At 32.6% G+C, this 20,112-nt stretch carries 20 protein-coding genes; 9 read left to right on the top strand and 11 right to left on the bottom strand.

Annotation, left to right across the window (positions count from 1 at the left end; all coding sequences use genetic code 11):
* Nucleotides 1-82: 82 nt before the first annotated feature.
* On the top strand, nt 83-1,261 hold the full coding sequence (locus tag RM697_RS13515) for an acyl-CoA dehydrogenase family protein (protein ID WP_311428435.1): 1,179 nt from the start codon (nt 83-85) through the stop codon (nt 1,259-1,261).
* A gap of 71 nt (nt 1,262-1,332) precedes the next feature.
* On the opposite strand, the gene tyrS is transcribed toward RM697_RS13515, so the two are convergent.
* Nucleotides 1,333-2,637 (bottom strand): tyrosine--tRNA ligase, encoded by a 1,305-nt coding sequence (tyrS, locus tag RM697_RS13510; RefSeq protein WP_311428448.1) that lies wholly within the window; start codon nt 2,635-2,637, stop codon nt 1,333-1,335.
* A 101-nt stretch (nt 2,638-2,738) separates the two neighbouring features.
* On the opposite strand from tyrS, the gene RM697_RS13505 reads away from it, so the two are divergent.
* Entirely contained in the window at nt 2,739-3,755 is a 1,017-nt protein-coding gene (locus tag RM697_RS13505) for an NAD-dependent epimerase/dehydratase family protein (protein ID WP_311428434.1), read from the top strand.
* 1 nt (nt 3,756) lies between these two features.
* Here the strand turns inward: RM697_RS13505 and RM697_RS13500 are convergent, their stop codons facing one another.
* Genes RM697_RS13500 through RM697_RS13490 form a run of 3 tightly spaced genes read right to left on the bottom strand, consistent with a single transcriptional unit; the run spans nt 3,757 to nt 6,296 of the window.
* The gene (locus RM697_RS13500) at nt 3,757-4,221 is read right to left on the bottom strand and encodes a DUF4296 domain-containing protein (RefSeq protein ID WP_311428433.1); all 465 of its coding nucleotides are present in this window, start codon (nt 4,219-4,221) and stop codon (nt 3,757-3,759) included.
* A gap of 2 nt (nt 4,222-4,223) precedes the next feature.
* Entirely contained in the window at nt 4,224-5,558 is a 1,335-nt protein-coding gene (locus RM697_RS13495; protein ID WP_311428432.1) for a dihydroorotase, read from the bottom strand.
* 3 nt (nt 5,559-5,561) lie between these two features.
* A complete protein-coding gene (locus RM697_RS13490; RefSeq protein ID WP_311428431.1) occupies nt 5,562-6,296 on the bottom strand; it encodes a polyprenol monophosphomannose synthase in 735 nt (244 codons plus the stop codon).
* A gap of 114 nt (nt 6,297-6,410) precedes the next feature.
* On the opposite strand from RM697_RS13490, the gene RM697_RS13485 reads away from it, so the two are divergent.
* Together RM697_RS13485 and RM697_RS13480 are read left to right on the top strand one after the other, a co-directional pair.
* Nucleotides 6,411-7,064, top strand: a complete 654-nt coding sequence (locus RM697_RS13485) for a DUF4271 domain-containing protein (RefSeq protein WP_311428430.1) — start codon at nt 6,411-6,413, stop codon at nt 7,062-7,064.
* Nucleotides 7,065-7,080: 16 nt separating this feature from the next.
* On the top strand, nt 7,081-7,830 hold the full coding sequence (locus RM697_RS13480) for a uroporphyrinogen-III synthase (protein ID WP_311428429.1): 750 nt from the start codon (nt 7,081-7,083) through the stop codon (nt 7,828-7,830).
* A gap of 36 nt (nt 7,831-7,866) precedes the next feature.
* Here RM697_RS13480 and pckA read toward each other — a convergent pair whose 3' ends face one another.
* Nucleotides 7,867-9,483: a phosphoenolpyruvate carboxykinase (ATP) gene (gene pckA, locus RM697_RS13475; protein ID WP_311428428.1), complete on the bottom strand. Its 1,617-nt coding sequence runs from the start codon at nt 9,481-9,483 to the stop codon at nt 7,867-7,869.
* Nucleotides 9,484-9,548: 65 nt separating this feature from the next.
* Nucleotides 9,549-9,938, bottom strand: coding sequence for a DUF423 domain-containing protein (locus RM697_RS13470; protein ID WP_311428427.1), 390 nt, complete (start codon nt 9,936-9,938; stop codon nt 9,549-9,551).
* Nucleotides 9,939-10,018: 80 nt separating this feature from the next.
* Here RM697_RS13470 and RM697_RS13465 point away from each other — a divergent pair, with 80 nt between their 5' ends.
* Complete coding sequence (locus RM697_RS13465; RefSeq protein ID WP_311428426.1) at nt 10,019-11,383, top strand: saccharopine dehydrogenase family protein; 1,365 nt, start codon at nt 10,019-10,021, stop codon at nt 11,381-11,383.
* Between the two features lie 107 nt (nt 11,384-11,490).
* Complete coding sequence (locus tag RM697_RS13460; RefSeq protein WP_311428425.1) at nt 11,491-11,961, top strand: Lrp/AsnC ligand binding domain-containing protein; 471 nt, start codon at nt 11,491-11,493, stop codon at nt 11,959-11,961.
* A 47-nt stretch (nt 11,962-12,008) separates the two neighbouring features.
* On the opposite strand, the gene RM697_RS13455 is transcribed toward RM697_RS13460, so the two are convergent.
* The 4 genes from RM697_RS13455 to rplU all read right to left on the bottom strand — a co-directional run bounded on the left by RM697_RS13455 (nt 12,009) and on the right by rplU (nt 14,796).
* Nucleotides 12,009-12,701 (bottom strand): zinc metallopeptidase, encoded by a 693-nt coding sequence (locus tag RM697_RS13455; protein ID WP_311428424.1) that lies wholly within the window; start codon nt 12,699-12,701, stop codon nt 12,009-12,011.
* An 80-nt stretch (nt 12,702-12,781) separates the two neighbouring features.
* Nucleotides 12,782-13,681: a metallophosphoesterase family protein gene (locus RM697_RS13450; protein WP_311428423.1), complete on the bottom strand. Its 900-nt coding sequence runs from the start codon at nt 13,679-13,681 to the stop codon at nt 12,782-12,784.
* Nucleotides 13,682-13,810: 129 nt separating this feature from the next.
* The gene (gene rpmA, locus RM697_RS13445; protein WP_073084160.1) at nt 13,811-14,071 is read right to left on the bottom strand and encodes a 50S ribosomal protein L27; all 261 of its coding nucleotides are present in this window, start codon (nt 14,069-14,071) and stop codon (nt 13,811-13,813) included.
* Nucleotides 14,072-14,112: 41 nt separating this feature from the next.
* Nucleotides 14,113-14,796 carry a 50S ribosomal protein L21 gene (rplU, locus tag RM697_RS13440; RefSeq protein ID WP_311428422.1) on the bottom strand — a complete coding sequence of 228 codons (684 nt, stop codon included), beginning with the start codon at nt 14,794-14,796 and terminating at the stop codon, nt 14,113-14,115.
* Nucleotides 14,797-15,104: 308 nt separating this feature from the next.
* On the opposite strand from rplU, the gene RM697_RS13435 reads away from it, so the two are divergent.
* Both RM697_RS13435 and RM697_RS13430 read left to right on the top strand, forming a co-directional pair.
* A complete protein-coding gene (locus tag RM697_RS13435) occupies nt 15,105-16,421 on the top strand; it encodes a M16 family metallopeptidase (protein ID WP_311428421.1) in 1,317 nt (438 codons plus the stop codon).
* Nucleotide 16,422: 1 nt separating this feature from the next.
* Nucleotides 16,423-18,504: an insulinase family protein gene (locus RM697_RS13430; protein ID WP_311428420.1), complete on the top strand. Its 2,082-nt coding sequence runs from the start codon at nt 16,423-16,425 to the stop codon at nt 18,502-18,504.
* A 49-nt stretch (nt 18,505-18,553) separates the two neighbouring features.
* Here RM697_RS13430 and RM697_RS13425 read toward each other — a convergent pair whose 3' ends face one another.
* Nucleotides 18,554-19,429, bottom strand: a complete 876-nt coding sequence (locus RM697_RS13425) for a DMT family transporter (protein WP_311428419.1) — start codon at nt 19,427-19,429, stop codon at nt 18,554-18,556.
* A gap of 97 nt (nt 19,430-19,526) precedes the next feature.
* Between RM697_RS13425 and RM697_RS13420 the strand changes: the two genes are divergently transcribed.
* The gene (locus tag RM697_RS13420; RefSeq protein ID WP_311428418.1) at nt 19,527-20,033 is read left to right on the top strand and encodes a heavy-metal-associated domain-containing protein; all 507 of its coding nucleotides are present in this window, start codon (nt 19,527-19,529) and stop codon (nt 20,031-20,033) included.
* Nucleotides 20,034-20,112: the final 79 nt, after the last annotated feature.

Genomic DNA, 20,112 nt, shown 5'->3' with positions numbered 1-20,112 from the left:
TACTTTTGACCCAATAATGGGTATTTTAAAAAATTTAAGTCCCAAAACTTATATCTAAATATAATTTTTAAAACATTTTATAATGAAGCCAGACTTATTCGAAGCTCCTGATTACTACAATTTAGATGAGCTTTTAACAGACGAACATAAGTTGGTACGAGATGCTGCCAGAGAATGGGTAAAAAGAGATGTATCTCCTATCATAGAGGATTATGCTCAAAGAGCAGAATTTCCAACTCAGATTATTAATGGTTTGGCTGAAATTGGTGCTTTTGGGCCATATATTCCAGAGGAATATGGAGGTGCAGGACTGGATCAAATTTCTTATGGTCTAATCATGCAGGAAATTGAACGCGGAGACTCTGGTGTAAGAAGTACTGCTTCAGTACAATCATCACTAGTTATGTATCCTATCTGGAAATATGGCAATGAAGAGCAGCGCAATAAATACTTGCCAAAATTAGCTTCTGGCGAATGGATGGGTTGTTTTGGTTTAACAGAGCCAGATCACGGAAGTAATCCTGGAGGCATGACCACCAATTTCAAAGATATGGGAGACCATTACCTTTTAAATGGTGCGAAAATGTGGATCAGTAATGCACCTTTTGCTCAAGTAGCTGTAGTTTGGGCAAAAAATGAAGAGGGTCGTATTCATGGACTTGTTGTAGAACGAGGTATGGAAGGATTTTCAACACCAGAAACACACAACAAATGGTCACTGAGAGCTTCGGCAACAGGTGAATTAATATTCGATAATGTAAAAGTGCCAAAAGAAAATTTATTACCTAATAAATCTGGTCTAGGCGCACCTCTTGGCTGTCTAGATTCTGCTCGTTATGGTATTGCTTGGGGAGCGATTGGTGCAGCCATGGATTGTTACGACACAGCTTTGCGTTATAGCAAAGAACGTATGCAATTTGGGAAACCCATTGGACAATTTCAATTACAGCAGAAAAAACTAGCCGAAATGATTACCGAAATTACAAAAGCACAATTATTGGCTTGGAAACTTGGTGTGATGCGTAATAACGGAACAGCCACTTCAGCGCAAATCTCTATGGCGAAACGAAATAATGTGGATATGGCCATAAATATTGCCAGAGAAGCAAGACAAATGCTTGGTGGTATGGGAATTTCTGGTGAGTATAGTATTATGCGCCACTCAATGAATCTTGAAAGTGTGATTACTTATGAAGGAACACATGATATTCATTTACTTATTACAGGTTTGGATATTACAGGTTTAAATGCGTTTAAATAGTAGCTAAGTTACATTTGGTATATAGCATATATTATAAAGGAAAATCTTTTAATTTCGTTAAAAGGAAGTAATTACTTCACTACAATAATGAATGTATTCTTTCTTCCTTTATTTAAAACAACGTATTTACCATTAATTAAATCTGAATTGCTCAACGAATAATCCTCTTTAACCTTGTCTTTATTCACTGAAACTGAATTTTCTTTTAAGGCTCTACGTGCTTCACCGTTAGAGCTTAAAAATCCAGTTTTTGCAGCTAAAGCACCAATCATATCCAAGCCATTTTCAATATCGGATTTTGAAATCTCTGCTGTGGTAACGCCTTCAAAAACATCTAGAAATGTTTGTTCATCTAAGGTTTCAATATCTTCTTTAAATGATTGACTAAATAAAATCTCTGAAGCTTTTTTAGCGTTTTCAAAATCTGCTTGAGAGTGCACAAAAGTTGTAACCTCCTCAGCTAATTTCTTTTGTAAAGCTCTGAGATGAGGAGCTTCTTTGTGTATTTTAATTATGTTATCAATGGTAGCTTTATCTAAAAACGTAAAGATTTTAATGTACTTTTCAGCATCCTCATCTGTAGTTCTTAACCAAAATTGGTAAAACTTATATACAGATGTTTTATCGGCATCCAACCAGATATTTCCACCCTCAGATTTTCCAAACTTAGAGCCATCTGCTTTGGTAATTAGTGGACACGTCATTGCAAAAGCTTTTGCTTGTTCTCCTACATTCATTCGTCTTACCAATTCTGTTCCTGTTGTAATATTTCCCCATTGATCACTTCCTCCCATCTGTAATTTACAATCGTAGGCTTTATGTAAATGGTAAAAATCGTAACCTTGTATAAGTTGATATGTAAATTCTGTAAACGACATGCCAACACTACCTTCTCCAGATAAACGCTTTTTTACAGAATCTTTAGCCATCATGTAGTTTACAGTAATACGCTTACCAACATCGCGAGCAAAATCAATGAATGAGAAATCCTTCATCCAATCGTAGTTGTTAACCAGAAAAGGTGCATTTGCTTCTTTAGAATCAAAATTTAAAAAACGTGCTAATGTATTTTTAATTCCAGTTACATTGTTGTTAAGTGTTTTTTCATCTAGCAAATTTCGCTCATCACTTTTCCCAGATGGATCACCAATCATTCCTGTTGCTCCGCCTACCAATGCAATGGGTTTATGTCCTGCTTTTTCTAGATGACATAGTAATATAATTGGGACTAAACTTCCGATATGAAGTGAGTCTGAAGTTGGATCAAATCCAATATAAGCAGAAGTCATTTCTTTTAAAAGTTGTTCTTCTGTTCCAGGCATAATATCGTGTACCATACCTCGCCACTGTAATTCTTCTACTAAATTGGTCGTCATCATATTAGAGTCATTAAGATTTAGCAAAGATAAAAATCATTGTAAAAAGACGTTTCAAATATTGATAATTCTTATTGATCATATTTTACTAATTTCGTTATATGATTTTAGTTACAGGTGGAACAGGTTTAGTGGGCTCTCACTTATTATTTAAACTAGTGTCTAATGGAGAAACGGTAAGAGCTATTTACAGACGAGACCATAAATTAAAAACCGTTAAACATGTGTTTTCATATTATTCAGATGATAGTGAATCACTTTTTAATAGTATTGAATGGGTTAAAGCCAATATTAATGATATTCCAGCTTTACAACTTGCATTTAAAGATGTGGATTTTGTATACCACTGCGCTGCTTTTGTGTCTTTTGAACCTGATAAATTTGATGTCCTTAGAAAGATAAATATAGAAGGTACAGCTAATATTGTTAACCTATCTCTTTCTTTTAATGTGAAAAAATTATGTTTTGTTAGCTCAATTGCTGCTATTGGTGAGCAACCAAATTCTAAAGATTTAATTACTGAGCAAACGCCTTGGGATTCCGAGAAGGATAATAGTGTTTATGCTATAAGTAAGTATGGTGCAGAACTAGAGATTTGGCGAGGAACACAAGAAGGATTAGATGCAGTTATTATTAATCCAGGAGTTATTTTGGGTCCTGGCTATTGGCATGGAGGAAGTAGTGGATCATTTTTTAAGAGAATACACAAAGGCATGTCTCATTACACAGAAGGTATTACAGGTTATGTAGATATCTGGGATGTGGTTAACCCAATGCTAAAATTAATGCCTTCTAATATTAAAAACGAAGGCTTTATTTTAATTTCTGAAAACTTATCTTTCAAAAAGTTTATAGAAAACGTAGCTACTGAATTGCACGTAAAATCTCCTAAAAAGAAAGCTTCTCTATTTTTATTGAGTGTGGCTTGGCGATTAGATTGGTTAAGTCATAAATTATTTGGAAAACGACGTCAATTATCCAAACAAGTGGCTAATACAGCACATAGTATTACTAAATACGATAACTCAAAAATTAGAACTGCCTTAAATTATGAATTTAAATCCTTAGATATTTCTATTAAGGATACCTGTAAGTTTTATTTAAAAGACCTGAAGTAAACTAAGTTGTCTTTTCTTTATTTTTTCGAGAATTATTGACTTTTCTAAGAGAATCTATACGCTTTTTTCGTGCCTCTTTTATAGAATCTTGTTTTTTTCTACGACGTTCATCTTCTTGTTTTAAAGCTTCAGTGTAACCGTTTTTTTCTTGCTGCAATTTTAATTTTACACGATCAATGATTTGTTGATACAATTCTATATCTGTAGCATAATAAGCATTACTCTCAGTAAATTGTGTACTATCTATATTATGCTTTTTAAAGAGGTAATCTTGAGGAAAGATCCCATTACGTTCTAATGTTTTTTTATTGGATGCTTTGGTTGCATTAAGTATAAAACTATCGTAAAGTATAGCCTCCATTTGATCAATAGGTATGAGGTTTTCAGGTTTTACTGGTTTTTCTGTTTCAGTACAGCTAAGACTAATGATACCAAAACTAACTATTATAAAAAACTTCTTTATCATTATTACCTATTAAATGTCAATCGTTTACCTGCTTTAACTCCAGTTAGTTGATCATTATTGTATACCAAGCTACCATTAACGATGGTATGTGTAATTTTTGACTTAAATGTAGTTCCTTCAAATGGCGACCAACCACATTTATAGAGGATGTTGTCCTTAGCCACTGTCCAAGGTGCATTGGCATCTACTATTACCAAATCTGCATAATACCCTTCTTTGATGTATCCTCGCTTTTCTACATCAAATAAAATAGCAGGATTATGAGCTGTTTTTTCAACAATCTTTTCTATGCTTATTTTTCCGTTATGATAAGCTTCAAACAATGCAACCATAGCATGCTGAACAAGTGGTCCACCAGAAGGCGCTTTTGTATACACATTTGCTTTTTCTTCTAAGGTATGTGGTGCATGATCGGTTGCAATAACATCGATTCTGTCGTCTAAAAGGGCCTCCCAAAGTTGTGCTCTATCATCACTGGTTTTAACTGCAGGATTCCATTTAATATGTGTTCCTTTTTCATCATAATCTTTATCAGAAAACCAGAGATGATGAATACAAACCTCTGCAGTAATCTTCTTATCTTTAAGCGGAATGGCGTTATCAAACAAATGTGTTTCTTTACCAGTCGATAAATGAAATACATGTAATCGTGCTCCAGTTTTTTTTGCTAACTCTATCGCTTTGGATGAAGATAAATAACAGGCTTCTTCACTTCTAATAATTGGATGGTATTTAACTGGTATGTCATCACCATAGATGGTTTTATAATGTGCTGTATTTTTTTTAATGGTAGCTTCATCCTCACAATGTACAGAAATGACCATATCTGTGGATGCAAATATGCGTTCTAAAACTTCAGGGTCATCAACTAACATATTTCCTGTAGAGGATCCTAAAAATAATTTTAATCCAGCAACATCTTTAGGGTTTACTTTTAAAATTTCATCTAAATTATCATTAGTGCCACCGAACATAAAAGAGTAATTAGCATAAGATGTCTCTAAAGCTCTATCAAACTTTTTATTAAGCTCTTCTAAAGTTGTGGTCTGTGGATTAGTATTAGGCATTTCTATAAAAGAGGTAATTCCGCCAGCAATAGCTGCTTTAGATTCTGTTTCTATATTGGCTTTATGTGTTAAACCTGGCTCACGGAAATGGACTTGGTCATCAATAGCTCCAGGAATAACATAATTGCCTTTAGCATCAATTATAATATCAACATTAGTAAAATCTAAGTGTTCACCAATTGAGGATATTAGTTCATTTTCAATAAGAATATCTCCTTCAATAATCTTACCTTGGTTAACTATTTTAGCGTTTTTAATTAGTGTTTTCATTCGTTAATTCTTATTATTTTTTTGAAATAAGCTATTAAATTTCATACTAATAACTCCAAAAACAGCTTCAGATATAATACTACCACTCATTTTAGATTTACCTTTAACTCTATCTGTAAAAATAACAGGTACTTCTTTAATTTTAAAACCTTTTAAATGCGCTTTAAACTTCATTTCAATTTGAAAGGCATAACCTATAAATCTAATTTTTTGCAAGTCTATAGCTTCTAAAACTTCTCTTCTGTAACATATAAAACCAGCTGTGGTATCATTGATTTTCATCCTTGTAATTAAACGTACATATTTAGACGCAAAATAGGATAACAAAATTCTACTCATTGGCCAATTAACTACATTGATACCATCAATATAACGCGACCCTATAGCAAGATCAAACCCATCATTTGCACAAACATTGTAAAGCTTAATTAAATCTTTAGGGTTATGAGAAAAATCGGCATCCATTTCAAAAATATATTGATAAGACTGATTTAAACACCATTTAAAACCATCTATATAAGCAGTTCCTAATCCTTTTTTTTCTGTTCTATTTAATAGAAATAATTGATCACTAAAACTGTTCTGTAAGGATGTAACAACCTCTGCTGTTCCATCAGGCGAATTGTCATCTACAATTAGTACATGAAATGCCTTATCTTGAATACATACAGCCTTAATAATAGCTTCAATATTCTCAATCTCATTGTAAGTAGGAATAATAACAATGGCATCTTGCATGCAACAGAATTTTTAACAAAAGTAATCTATTAATTGACTTTTTTCTTATAAGCTAAAAAGAAATAGCATTGCAAAATAGAGCAATCAATTTAATTTTCTTTATACTTTAGCATTATGTTAAGAGAGGTTATTTCTTACGATTGGCTCACTGGGTTTTTAATCCTTGGTTTGGTTGCAATTACTGTTTCTAAAATGGTGTATACGTCTCGTTTTTTTGATTTTTTAGGATTAATAGGTAATTCTAAATACCTAAAAATTTATTCTAGAGATCAAAAATTCATTGACTCCTTTGATTCATTGCTATTTATAAATTTAACATTAACAATAGCTACATTTTCTTTTTTAGCCTATAATAGTATTGTTGCACCTTTAGAATTTAACCTAGCTTTATTTCTAAAGTTGGTTTTTGCGATTGCTGCTATTGTATTAATAAAAGTACTTATAGAAAGACTTATAGGTAGTCTTTTTGATATTGATGAGGTTGTGGATGCTTACTTGTTTCAGAAAACAAGTTTTAAAAACTTCACAGGTTTCATTTTACTACCAATAAATGCGTTATTACTCTTTAGTGTTTCTCTTAATTCTGTTGTTGTTTTCTCAGTTATTGGGCTTATTGTAATCATAAATCTCATCGGATTTATATCTTCATTCAAAACCTATCAAAAATTACTTTTAAATAATTTATTCTATTTTATTTTGTACCTTTGCGCTCTCGAAATTGGACCTTATGTTATTTTATATAAGGTTTTTATAGAGTATAACGCTTAAAATTAGTCGCTAGAGTATGAAGGTAAAAACAATTTTAGTATCACAACCAGAGCCTAAAATAGAAAACTCTCCGTATTTCGATTTACAGGAAAAACAAAAGGTGAAAATTGATTTTAGACCTTTTATCCATGTAGAAGGCCTAGAAGCCAAAGACATTAGACATCAAAAAGTTGATCTAAGTCAATACACTGCAATTATATTAACGAGTCGAAACTCTGTAGATCATTTCTTTAGAGTTGCTGACGAGATGCGCTTTAAGGTACCAGATTCGATGAAGTATTTTTGCCAATCTGAAGCTGTAGCCTACTATCTTCAAAAATATGTAGTCTATAGAAAACGTAAAATATATGTTGGTAAACGTACTTTTGCTGAGTTGAGCCCATTAATTAAAAAGTATAAAGACGAATCGTTTTTATTACCAACTACAGATAAGGTAAAACCTATTATCCCAGAAACTTTAGATGCTTTAGGCGTAAAGTGGAAACAAGCCACTTTTTATAAAACTGTGATCAGTGATTTATCTGATTTAGCAGATGTGTATTATGATATATTAGTATTCTTTAGTCCATCAGGCATTGAATCTTTATTTCAAAACTTCCCAGACTTTAAGCAAAACGATACGCGTTTAGCTGTTTTTGGAAACACGACTATTAAAGCTGTTAAAGAAAAAGGATTACGTGTAGATATTGCTGCGCCAACTCCAGAAACACCATCTATGACAATGGCTTTAGAAAAATATATATTAAAAGCTAATAAAGGAAAGTAATTACTAGCTTTTTTTTATAAATGTTTCTTAAACTAATTAAAATGCATAGCGCTGAGGGCCTCCTCGTCTAATTTCCTCAGAGGCATAAGATTCAAATTTCTTAAAGTTTTCTCTGAAAGCATTAGTTAGTTTAAATGCCATTTTATAATAAGCCTCATCATTATTCCAAGTTGCTCTTGGGCTTAATACTTCCGTTGGCACACCAGGACATTGTCTTGGTTGCGCAACTCCAAACACGGAATGAATATGGTAATTTTCATAACTATAATCACCTAAATCGCCATTCATGGCAGCCGAAATCATAGCTCTTGTGTATTTAAGCTTCATTCTGTGACCAACACCATAAGGACCAGCTGTCCAACCTGTATTAACTAGCCAGACATTTACACCAGCATCTTTCATTTTTTGACTTAACATTTCTGCATATTTTGTTGGATGTAATGGCATAAAAGGTGCACCAAAGCATGCCGAAAAACTAGGAACAGGCTCAGTAACACCAGCTTCAGTTCCTGCTACTTTTGCAGTATAACCCGAAATAAAATGATATGCTGCTTGACTAGGCGTTAATTTTGATATTGGAGGCAATACTCCAAAGGCATCTGCTGTTAAAAAGAAAATGTTTTTTGGATTTTTACCTATTGAAGGTTTCTGTATATTTTCGATATGATAAATTGGGTAACTTACTCGAGTATTCTGAGTTATGGATGTATCTTCAAAGTCAACATTGCCATTATTATCCATAATAACATTTTCAAGAATTGCTCCTTTTTTAATAGCATTATAGATTTCTGGCTCATTTTCCCCAGACAAATTGATGACTTTTGCATAGCAACCACCTTCAAAATTAAATACTGTGTTTTCTGCTGTCCAGCCATGTTCATCATCACCAATTAAACTTCTGTCAGGATCAGTAGACAAGGTTGTTTTACCAGTTCCTGATAATCCAAAGAAAATAGATGTATCACCATTTTTACCAACATTAGCACTGCAATGCATTGGTAATGTATTTTTAAATACAGGTAAAATAAAGTTTAAAGCAGAAAAGATACCTTTTTTTATTTCGCCTGTGTAACCCGTTCCGCCAATTAAAGCAATCTTTTTGGTAAAGTTTAAAATGGCAAAATTATGCTGACGTGTTCCATCAATTTCAGCATCTGCCATAAAACCTGGTGCATTAACAACAGTCCACTCAGGATTAAAGTTTTCTAACTGCCTTTCAGTAGGTCTTAAAAACATGTTGTAGGCAAACATATTGCTCCAAGGATACTCATTTATAACTCTAATATTTAAACGGTAATTATCATCAGCACACGCATAGCTATCTCTTACAAAAACTTCTTTTTCGGAAAGGTAGTTTACAACTTTATTGTATAGCGCATCAAACTTATCTGTTTTAAAAGGTATATTAATATTTCCCCACCAAACACGATCTTTAGTAATCTCATCTTTTACAATAAAACGATCCTGAGGTGAGCGTCCTGTAAACTCACCAGTATTAACGGCTAAAGCTCCAAGTGAAGACTCAACACCTTGCTCTTTTTTTAGTGTAATGTTATGAAGTTGATCTGAGGAAAGTTGATAATGTACTTTGGCATTTTTAATTCCGTATTGGTTTAGCGAAATCGATTTCGTTGCTTGGGTATTATCTACCATATATTGTTGTGTTGTTTAAAAGTGCAAAGTTATAATTTTATTTAAAGTGACCTTTAATAATGGATTTAATTCAATTTAATTTTCACAAAATTTATTAACAATGTTATCCAAGCTGCAATAAGTAAAAGTCCACCAATTGGTGTTATAAAACCTATCTTTTTAAAATTAAAATTCGTTAAATTATTTGTTCCTAATCCATAAAGAGATCCAGAGAAAAAAACAACACCAATAATAACCAAATACATAATCGTTTTTTGATAAGATGCTATTACATAAGATGATGATCCAACACAGAGTAAAAATAATGCATGATACATTTGGTATTTAACACCTGTTTCAAATATGGACATTGATTCTGCAGAAATACTTTTTTTTAAACCATGAGCCGCAAAGGCTCCAAGAATAATACTTAAGGCTCCTAAAACACATGCAGTTATTAATACGGATTTGTTCATTATAAAAGTGAGTTTATGTTTTTAAATCTTAGTGCTTTTATTACATTCGTGGCATACAAAATTAGTGATATAAAGCCATTATGCGAAAGATTTTAATCATTGGTGCTGGGAAGTCCTCATCTTATCTTATTAAATATTTAGTAGACAAATCTCAAAGCGAGAATTTACAACTTACCATAGGAGATGTAAATATTGATAACGCAAAGACTTTAGTGAGGCATAATCCAGAGGTTAATATTATTCATTTAGATGTATTTAATGAAAACTCTCGTAAATCAGCAATTAAAAACGCTGATATCGTTGTATCCATGTTGCCAGCACGTTTTCATATAGAAGTTGCAAAAGATTGTATTAATTTCAAGAAGCATATGGTCACTGCCTCTTATGTTAGTACAGAGATGCAAGCTTTAGATGAAGAAGCCAAAGCAAATGGTCTCATATTTATGAACGAAATTGGAGTAGACCCAGGAATTGATCACATGAGCGCTATGCAAGTTATAGATAGCATTAGAGATAAAGGTGGTAAAATGATTTTATTTGAGTCGTTTACTGGTGGCTTGGTAGCTCCTGAAAGCGATACTAATCTCTGGAATTATAAGTTTACATGGAATCCAAGAAATGTTGTTGTAGCTGGTCAAGGTGGTGCTGCAAAATTTTTACAAGAAAGTCAGTTTAAATATATCCCTTACAATAGACTATTCAGACGTACTGAATTTTTAGATATTGAAGGTTATGGTAGGTTTGAAGCTTATGCCAATAGAGATTCCTTAAAATATCAGCAAGTTTATGGATTAGATTATGTGAAAACCTTATATAGAGGTACCATGAGACGAGTAGGTTTCAGCAGAGCATGGAATGTTTTTGTGCAATTAGGAATGACAGATGATAGTTACACTATAGATGATAGTGAAAACATGAGCTATCGCGATTTTGTAAATGCTTTTTTACCTTACAGCCCAACTGATTCTGTTGAACTTAAGTTTAGACACGCCTTAAAAATTGATCAGGATGATATTGTATGGGATAAATTTTTAGAACTAGATATATTTAATGCTAATAAATCTGTAGAACTTAAAAAAGCTACTCCAGCTCAAATACTTCAAAAAATACTTATGGATAGTTGGACATTAAGTGATAATGATAAAGATATGATTGTTATGTATCATAAATTTGGTTATGAACTTCATGGAGAGAAACATCAAATTGATGCCACTATGGTTGCTGTAGGTGAAGACCAAACCTATACTGCAATGGCTAAAACAGTTGGCTTACCAGTAGCTATGGCTACGTTAGCAATATTGAACAAAAACATAACTACTCCTGGTGTTCAAATACCTATTTCTAAAGAAGTTTATACACCAATATTAAAAGAATTAGAATCTTATGGTGTCGTATTTAATGAAAAGAAGGTTCCTTTTTTAGGTTATAATCCATTAAATATTTGAAGAGTGGACACATCTAAAAATTTAATAGATTTAGTGCTCTAAACTTACATTATTAAATCAAAATTATATCTTTAAGTTTTAATTCTAAACATTCTTAGTAAAGAAACATGAAAGTAGTTAATAAGAACATTCATATTGATGGTATTGATAAAAAAATTCTACGTGCTTTAATGCAAGATGCCAGAACACCTATATTAGAAATAGCTAGAAATGTTGGTATCTCTGGTGCAGCAATACATCAACGTTTAAGAAAGTTAGAAAAATCAGGTTTATTAAGTGGCTCTAAATTTATAGTAAACCCAAAAGTATTAGGCTATACAACCATGGCTTATGTTGGTATTTATTTAGATAAGGCTGTTAGTAATCCTGAAGCTGTAAAACAATTACAAAGAATACCAGAAGTTTTAGAATGTCACTATACAACTGGTCATTGGAGTGTTTTTATTAAAATATTAGCTAAAGACAACGAACATCTTATGCATGTTTTAAATAAAGAAATACAATCTATTACAGGTGTTTCTAGGACTGAGACTTTTATTTCCCTACAACAACAAATCGATAGGCAAATTAAGATATAAAAAAAAGCCCCTTATCAAGGAGCTTTTTTTTATGTATGTTTTACTAACTAATCTCTACCTAAAATTTGAAATGCCCAATAAAGTAATGAGGCTAATGCACCAATAGCCGCGACTAAATATGTTCTAGCAGCCCATTTTAAAGCATCCTCAGACCCTTTGTATTCTTCTGGAGTAACTATGTTTTTGTTTTTTAACCATACTAGTGCTCTATTACTAGCATCGTACTCTACAGGTAAAGTAATAAAACTAAATAGTGTAGCAAATCCCATCATTGCTAATCCTGCAATAGCAACCCAATAACCAAGTCCAACTCCTGCAGCTGCACCTAATACTAATCCTCCTATTATTAGCCATTGAGACATACCCGAAGACACACTAACAATAGGTACTAATTGGCTGCGCATTTGTAACCAACTATATGCTTGTGCATGTTGCACAGCATGTCCAACCTCATGTGCTGCAACAGCTGCTGCTGCTGAGTTGCGTTGGTTATAAACCGCTTCACTTAGGTTTACCGTTTTGTTTTTAGGATTATAATGATCTGTTAATTGTCCAGCTGTAGAAATAACTTCTACATCTGAGATGCCATGATCTGCTAGCATTTTTTCTGCAATTTCAGCACCACTCATGCCATTACGCAATTGTATTTTGGAGTACTTTGCAAACTTTCGTTTAAGTGTATTGCTCACTAACCAGCTGGCTAGCATAATTGCTCCTATTAAAATATAATATCCACCCATTGTTTTAGCTTTTAAATCTTATATAAAGATAGTCAAAAATTAAGCCAAAGTTTAAAACTGAATTTTTGTCATCATAATACTTATTTGGTCATATAATCCGAAAGTTCTCTTGGACCTTCTAGTAATACTCTGATAATTTGTAAAGTCCCATCATCTCTGGTTGAAACTTGCCACTTTATTAATGAGATATTCCCGTTTTCTATTTCTATTCCTGTGATACTTCTTGGATGAACACAACTGCCATCATTAAATAAAGGTACTTCATTAGGGCTAGGAAATCTTGGTCTATGCGTATGACCTACAATAGTTAATCTATTATTATTTTGAATGATCCATTTTTTTAATTTACGCTCAACCTTAATTAGGTTTTTATAGTTTTTTGCAGGACTTGTAGGGTCTGCAATACCTATAATGTTTAAAGGACGCCATAATGCTCTCACCATAAATCTGCTCCATTTCCAAAATGTATAGTTCCACCAATCTGCTTGGTGTCCATGTGCTAAAAATAGTTCTTGACCAGTTTGCTCTTCTTTTAAAATTATAGCTTCCTTGTAAGTTATATCACAAAACAATTCAACATGATGTCCTATACGCTCATCAAAATAGGTAGACAAATGTTTGTTAACATACTCTTGGTCTCTGTATACCATATCATGATTACCCCAAATCATATGCAATCTTCCTTGTTCATGAAATTGCTTCATCAACATAAAAACATTTTTATGTGCATCTAGGATAGCACTAAACTGCAAATTTTCCCAAAGTTCATCGCCATCACCTAATTCGCAATAATGGAATCCTTCATTGTAATAATGCTTTAAGGCATGGAAATAGATGTTTCTATTATTAGCAAAGTCGTCTGCAAAGCTATTATCACCTCTATGGCAGTCACTAAATAAAATAAACTTAGACTGTTTGTTAAATGTTATGCATTCTGCGCTAGCATAAGCTTTATCTAGTCTTTTTTTGGAAGAAAACATGCAGCTAATTTTCACCTAAATTAGATAATAATATATCAATAAACTAAAAAAACCCTTTCCGAAAAGAAAAGGGTTTTTTGATAACTTAAAATCTACTTAACAAATACTTGAGTAGATTATGAAAAATGATTATGCTTCAAACGGTTCAATAGAAACGTACGATTTATTATCTTTTTTCTTTGTAAACTTTACTATACCATCAACTTTAGCGTGTAAAGTGTGGTCTTTTCCTTGGTATACGTTTTCACCAGGATGATGCGTATTACCACGTTGTCTTATGATAATGTTTCCAGCGATAGCAGCTTGTCCACCAAAAATTTTAACGCCTAGACGTTTCGATTCTGATTCTCTACCATTCTTAGAACTACCAACTCCTTTTTTATGAGCCATGATCTTAAGGTTTTATAATGTTATACTTAAGTGGTTTGCAATTAAGCTTTACCACCATCTAATTTATCTTGCCATTCTTTAAGCTCGTCCCACTTACCCTCAGCAGCTAACTTTGCTTGCGCTGGCCAAGTATCGGTAACATGGTTACCTCTAACTCCAGAAATGATTTCAGAAATTGCTTCAGGTTTTGATTTTGCTAAATCTGCAAAAGTTGCAACACCAGCTTCTACTAAAGTAGAGGCAATTTTAGGGCCAATTCCTTCAATTTTTTTCAAATCATCAGCTTTCCCAGTCGCTTTTTTTGGAGCGGCTTTTTTAGCTACAGGTTTTGGAGCAGCTGCCTTAGGCTCTGCTTTTGCTTTCGGTTCAACTTTCTTAGGAGACGCTTTTTCTGCCTTAGCTTTCTTTGCTCCAGAAGCAACAATACTTTCAATGACGATTTCAGTTAAAGATTGTCTGTGTCCGTTTTTAACACGGTAACCCTTACGTCTTTTCTTTTTGAAAACTATTACTTTATCACCTTTAAGGTGCTTTAAGACTTTGGCACTTACTTGTGCTCCGTCTATAGCTGGGGCGCCTACAGTTACATTGCTATCGTCTGCAATTAAAAGCACATTATCGAAAGAAACTTTCTTACCTTCTTCTGTTGCTAAACGATTAACAAAAACTTTTTGGTCTTTTTCAACTTTAAATTGATGCCCTGCTATCTCTACAATTGCGTACATAGCGTAACTTTTTATTAATTAAATTTTGTTCAAAAATGGATGCAAATATACATCTAATTCCTTAATCTGCAAACCTTACAATAGTTTTTATGCACTTTGTTTTATTACCTTCTTTATTACGTTTTAACCTTCAGTATTTAGTATATTTTTATAATGTGTTCTTACTACTCTATTAAGAATTTTTAATATTCTTTTTGCATAATATATTCTTAAAAACCTAAGTGATTGATTATTTTTGCAAGACTTTCGTAACAAATCGGTTATGATTGAGACAAACGTTAAGTAACTAATATTAAAAACAAACTCAGATGAAAAAATATCTAGTGGCATTTGCTTCCTTAATGATTTTAGGGTTCCCAGCTAATGCTCAGAAGGTTGAGTTCACCGAATTCGACTTGGACAATGGACTGCATGTAATTATGCATCAAGACAATTCTGCACCAGTAGTCATAACATCAGTAATGTATGACGTAGGAGGAAAAGATGGTGATAGAGAACGTACTGGTTTTGCCCACTTTTTTGAACACCTTTTATTTGAAGGTTCAGAAAATATTGGCAGAGGTGAATTTATGAAAATTATTCCTGCTAATGGAGGAACTTTTAACGCAAACACCTCTCAGGACAGAACGTATTACTACGAAATTTTCCCATCCAATAAATTAGAATTAGGCTTGTGGTTAGAGTCGGAGCGTATGCTGCATCCTGTAATTGATCAGGTTGGTGTTGATACTCAAAATGAAGTTGTAAAAGAAGAAAAGCGTCAACGTTACGATCAACCTTATGGAGGAATTCTTGAGGCTATAGGAAGTAATCTTTTTAAAGTACATCCTTATAAAGATCCTAACATTGGCTACATGGAGCATTTAGATGCAGCGACCTTAGAAGAATTTAATGCTTACTTTGATAAATATTATGGTCCTAACAATGCAGTTCTTATTGTTGCTGGAGATATTGATTTAGAAAAAACAAAGACTTTAGTAACTGACTATTTTAGTGAAGTTCAGGCAAGACCTGAGGTTGTTAGAAACTTTCCACAAGAAACACCAATTACAGAGACAATAAAAGCCAAAGCTTACGATAAGAACATTCAAATTCCTGCAATTATAGCAACTTACAGAACACCAGGATATGGAAAAAGAGATGCTTATGTTTTAGATATGATTTCGTCTTATTTAAGTGGAGGAAAAAGTTCGGTTCTTTATAAAAAAATTGTAGATGAGCAAAAACAAGCTTTAACAATACAAGCTGTTAATTTAGGCCAGAAGGATTATAGTGTATTTGCCTTATTTGGTATACCTCAAGGCGAAACAGAGTTAAGTACGCTTCTTGCAGAAATGGATGAAGAAATTGTTAAAATGCAAACAGAGTTAATCTCAGAACGCGATTACCAAAAGCTTTTAAACCAATTTGAAAATCAGTTTGTAAACTCTAATTCTAGTATAGCAGGTATTGCTAGTTCTTTAGCTACATATTATCTACTATATGGTAATGTAAATTTAATCAACGAAGAAATTGATATTTACAGATCTATTACCAGAGAAGACATAAGAGATGTAGCTAAAAAATATTTGAGCCCAAACCAAAGAGTAGAATTAGAATATTTACCAAAAAAAGATGATCAGTAAGATGAAAACTAAATTTAATATACAACTTAAAGCATTTACATTTTTCCTATTGGTTTTTACATCATTAGGAATGAATGCTCAAATAGATAGATCTCAACCACCTAAGGCTGGTCCTGAACCAGAAATAAACCTTGAGGTTCCTAGAGAATTTTCTCTTTCAAACGGAATGCAAGTCTTAGTAGTAGAAAATCATAAACTACCAAGAGTGTCTTATTCTTTAAGAATAGATAATAAGCCAATTGCGACAGGAGATAAAGCTGGTGTAGAAAGCTTACTAGGGAGTATGCTTGGAAATGGAACTACGACTATTTCTAAAGACGAGTTTAATGAAGAGATTGATTTCTTAGGTGCTAATCTAAATTTTGGTTTTAGTGGTGGATTTGCGAGTTCATTATCAAAATATTCGGATCGTATTCTAGAATTAATGGCTGATGCAGCTCTAAACCCTTTATTAACTGAAGAAGAATTTCAAAAAGAAAAAGATAAACTTATTGAAACTTTAAAGCAAAACGAAAAAAGTACAGATGCCATTAGTAGTCGTGTCAGAGGTGTATTAGCATACGGTAAAAATCATGCTTATGGTGAGTATACAACAGAAGAAACAATTAACAATGTAACTTTTGGAGATGTTGCGTCTTTTTATGAAAAATATTTCAACCCAAATAATGCCTATTTAGTTGTTATTGGAGATATAGATTTTGATACAGTAAAAACTCAAATTGAAAATCATTTTGGAAAATGGAAGAAATCAGTTGACGTTTCACTTTCTGTTCAATCTGCTGCTCCAAATGCGCAATACAAACAAATCAATTTTGTTGATTATCCTAATGCTACTCAATCTAGTATCTTTATTACAAACAATGTAGATTTAAAGATGAATGATGAAGAGTATCATGCGGCTTTAATTACCAACAACATTCTTGGTGGTGGTGGAGAAGGTTATTTATTTAAAAATCTCCGCGAAGACAAAGGATATACTTATGGTGCCTACTCAAGCTTAGGCGCTAATAGGTACGGTTTAGGAAGATTTAATGCAAGTGCTAAGGTACGTAATGAAGTAACTGATAGTGCAGTTGTTGAAGCTTTAAAGGAAATAAAGCGTATTAAAACAGAACCTGTAGATCCTCAATTACTTAAAGATGCTAAAGCTAAATACGTTGGTAATTTTATTATGGGATTAGAGCGTCCGCAAACTGTTGCCAACTATGCTTTAAACATTAAATTAAATAACTTACCTAAAGATTTCTACGCCACTTACCTCCAAAAAATTAACGATGTAAGTATAGAGGACGTAACTAGAGTAGCTAATAAATATTATGATGATAATTCTAGAATTGTCATTGTTGGTAAAGGAAGTGAAGTTTTAGAGAATCTTGAAAAAACAGGTATTCCAATTAAGTATTACGACAAGTTTGCTAATGAAACAGAAAAACCAAATTATGATGTAGAAATGCCTGAAGGTCTTGATGCTAATGCTGTTCTAAATAAGTATATAGATGCTATTGGTGGTAAAGACAAAATTTCTAAAATTTCTTCAGTAATATTAAAGTATGAAGCAGAAGCTATGGGAGCTAAAGTTCTAATAGAAGAAAAAAGAACTTCAGATAAGTTTGCTCAAGTAACCTCTATGAATGGTTCACCAATGATGTCTGTTGTGGCAAAAGACAAAGAAATGTACATGAAGCAAGGTGGACAAAAAATACCTATGCCTCAAGCAATGCTAGACGATATTAAGCCGTCATTGGGTGTAATCCCGGAACTTGGTTTTATGGCCTCAGGTAAAGCTAAATTAATAGGTATTGAAAAGGTTAATGATAAAGATGCCTATAAAATTGAAGTTCCAGGAAGTACTATGGCTGTGACATCATTTTATGATGTTGAAACTGGTTTAAAAGTTAAAGAAGTTTCTGTTATTAACGTCATGGGACAAACACAAACTCAAGAGTCTGAATTTTCAGATTACAAAGTGGTTGAAGGTATTAAATTTCCCCACGTTAAATTAGGAGCTTTAGGACCACAAAAAGCAGAATTTAAGTTAATTGAAGTTGTTCAGAATACAGCTACAGATGCTGATTTTGATTAGATATTCTAAATAATAATAAACGAAAGCCGAAGTTTTTGCTTCGGCTTTTTTATTTTTTTCTATTAGCTAAATAAACGCCTAAGAGTATTATTACAGTAGCTAAACCTTGCGTCCAAGAAAAACTCTCACCATCCAAGACGCCCCACAACAATGCAATTATAGGCATTAAATACGTTACAGACGACGCAAAAACAGGAGTGGAAATTTGTACGAGTTTATTAAACAACACTTTTGCAATCGCAGTACCAAATAATGATAAGATAAATACATAACCTAAGGACCATTTCAGATCATCATTTTCAAGATTAAATTCTGAAAAAAAATCTGTATAGCATAAAATAATAAAAGCAGGAACTATAATGGGTAAAAAATTACCTGCAGCAATAGTGAGTGGTTTAACATCTTGTAGGTGTTTTTTTATTATATTCACATTAGTTGCATACATCAATGTAGATACAATTACAAAAGTAGCATACCAATAATTCTGATTAGGGTTTAATTCAGCACCTCTAAAAATCAATATAGCTGTACCAATAAAACCAATAATAACTCCAATAACTTGACGCCTGGTTGATGTAATCTTAAATACAGCCAACCCAAGAAGAATTGTATTAAGAGGTACTAATGAATTTAAAATTGAAGCAATAGCACTGTCTATTTCAGTTTCTGCAATAGCGAAGAAAAAAGAAGGAAAAAAAGAGCCTAAAAATCCAGAAATTATAATCCAAAACCACTTGTCTTTTTTAATATTCTTTATACTAGAATAACCAAAGATTAATAAAATTAAACCAGTAATAATTATCCTTAGGGAACCCAACTGATAAGGGGTTAGGCCAATAAGTGATTTTTTAATAAGTATAAATGAACTTCCCCAAATGATAGAAAGAATAACAAGATAAATCCATTTTAAAGAATTAGTACTCACAAAAGTTAGTTTTATAGATAATCACAAAATTCGTTAATTATTCTGCAAGAAAGTTTAAATATTATTAGATTTGCTCATAACCTAATAATTAAAACTTATGAAAACATTTAAAAATAGTGTAGTAATAATATTAGCTACATTTTTTATAGTGGCTTGTAAACAATCAACACCAGAAGTTAAAACTGTTGATATCTCAAGTGAAAAAAGTTCAGAAATAGCTAGTATAGATCCTAACGCTACTTTGGCAAAAGCTGAGTTTACGATCAACGGTATGACTTGCGAAATGGGATGTGCTAAGACCATTGAAAAGAAAATGGCTAAGATGGAAGGTGTAAAATCTGCTAAAGTAGATTTTGGAAAAAAGTTAGCTATGGTTGAGTATGATGAGGCCAAGGTGACCCCTAATTCCTTAGAAGAAATCGTTGCTAAAGTAAGTAAGGTATATGAAGTTGAAAATATGAAAACCGTTAAAAGTTTTTCCAATGAAAAAGCCTGTAACGATAATGATAAAAAAGACTGCTGTGCAAATAAGACTGCTGAAGAAATAAAAGCATGCAAAGAGGAATGTAAAAAGAAATGTAATGAGGCAGAAGAAAAGGCCTGATTACTTCACTTCTCAAATAACATAAAAAAGCCTTTACAAGAATCTTGTAAAGGCTTTTTTATGTTTTAGTATTATTAGT

The sequence above is a fragment of the Microcosmobacter mediterraneus genome (genome assembly GCF_031846265.1).
Taxonomy (GTDB): Bacteria; Bacteroidota; Bacteroidia; order Flavobacteriales; family Flavobacteriaceae; genus Microcosmobacter; species Microcosmobacter mediterraneus.
This window is presented reverse-complemented; position numbering and strand designations above follow the sequence as displayed.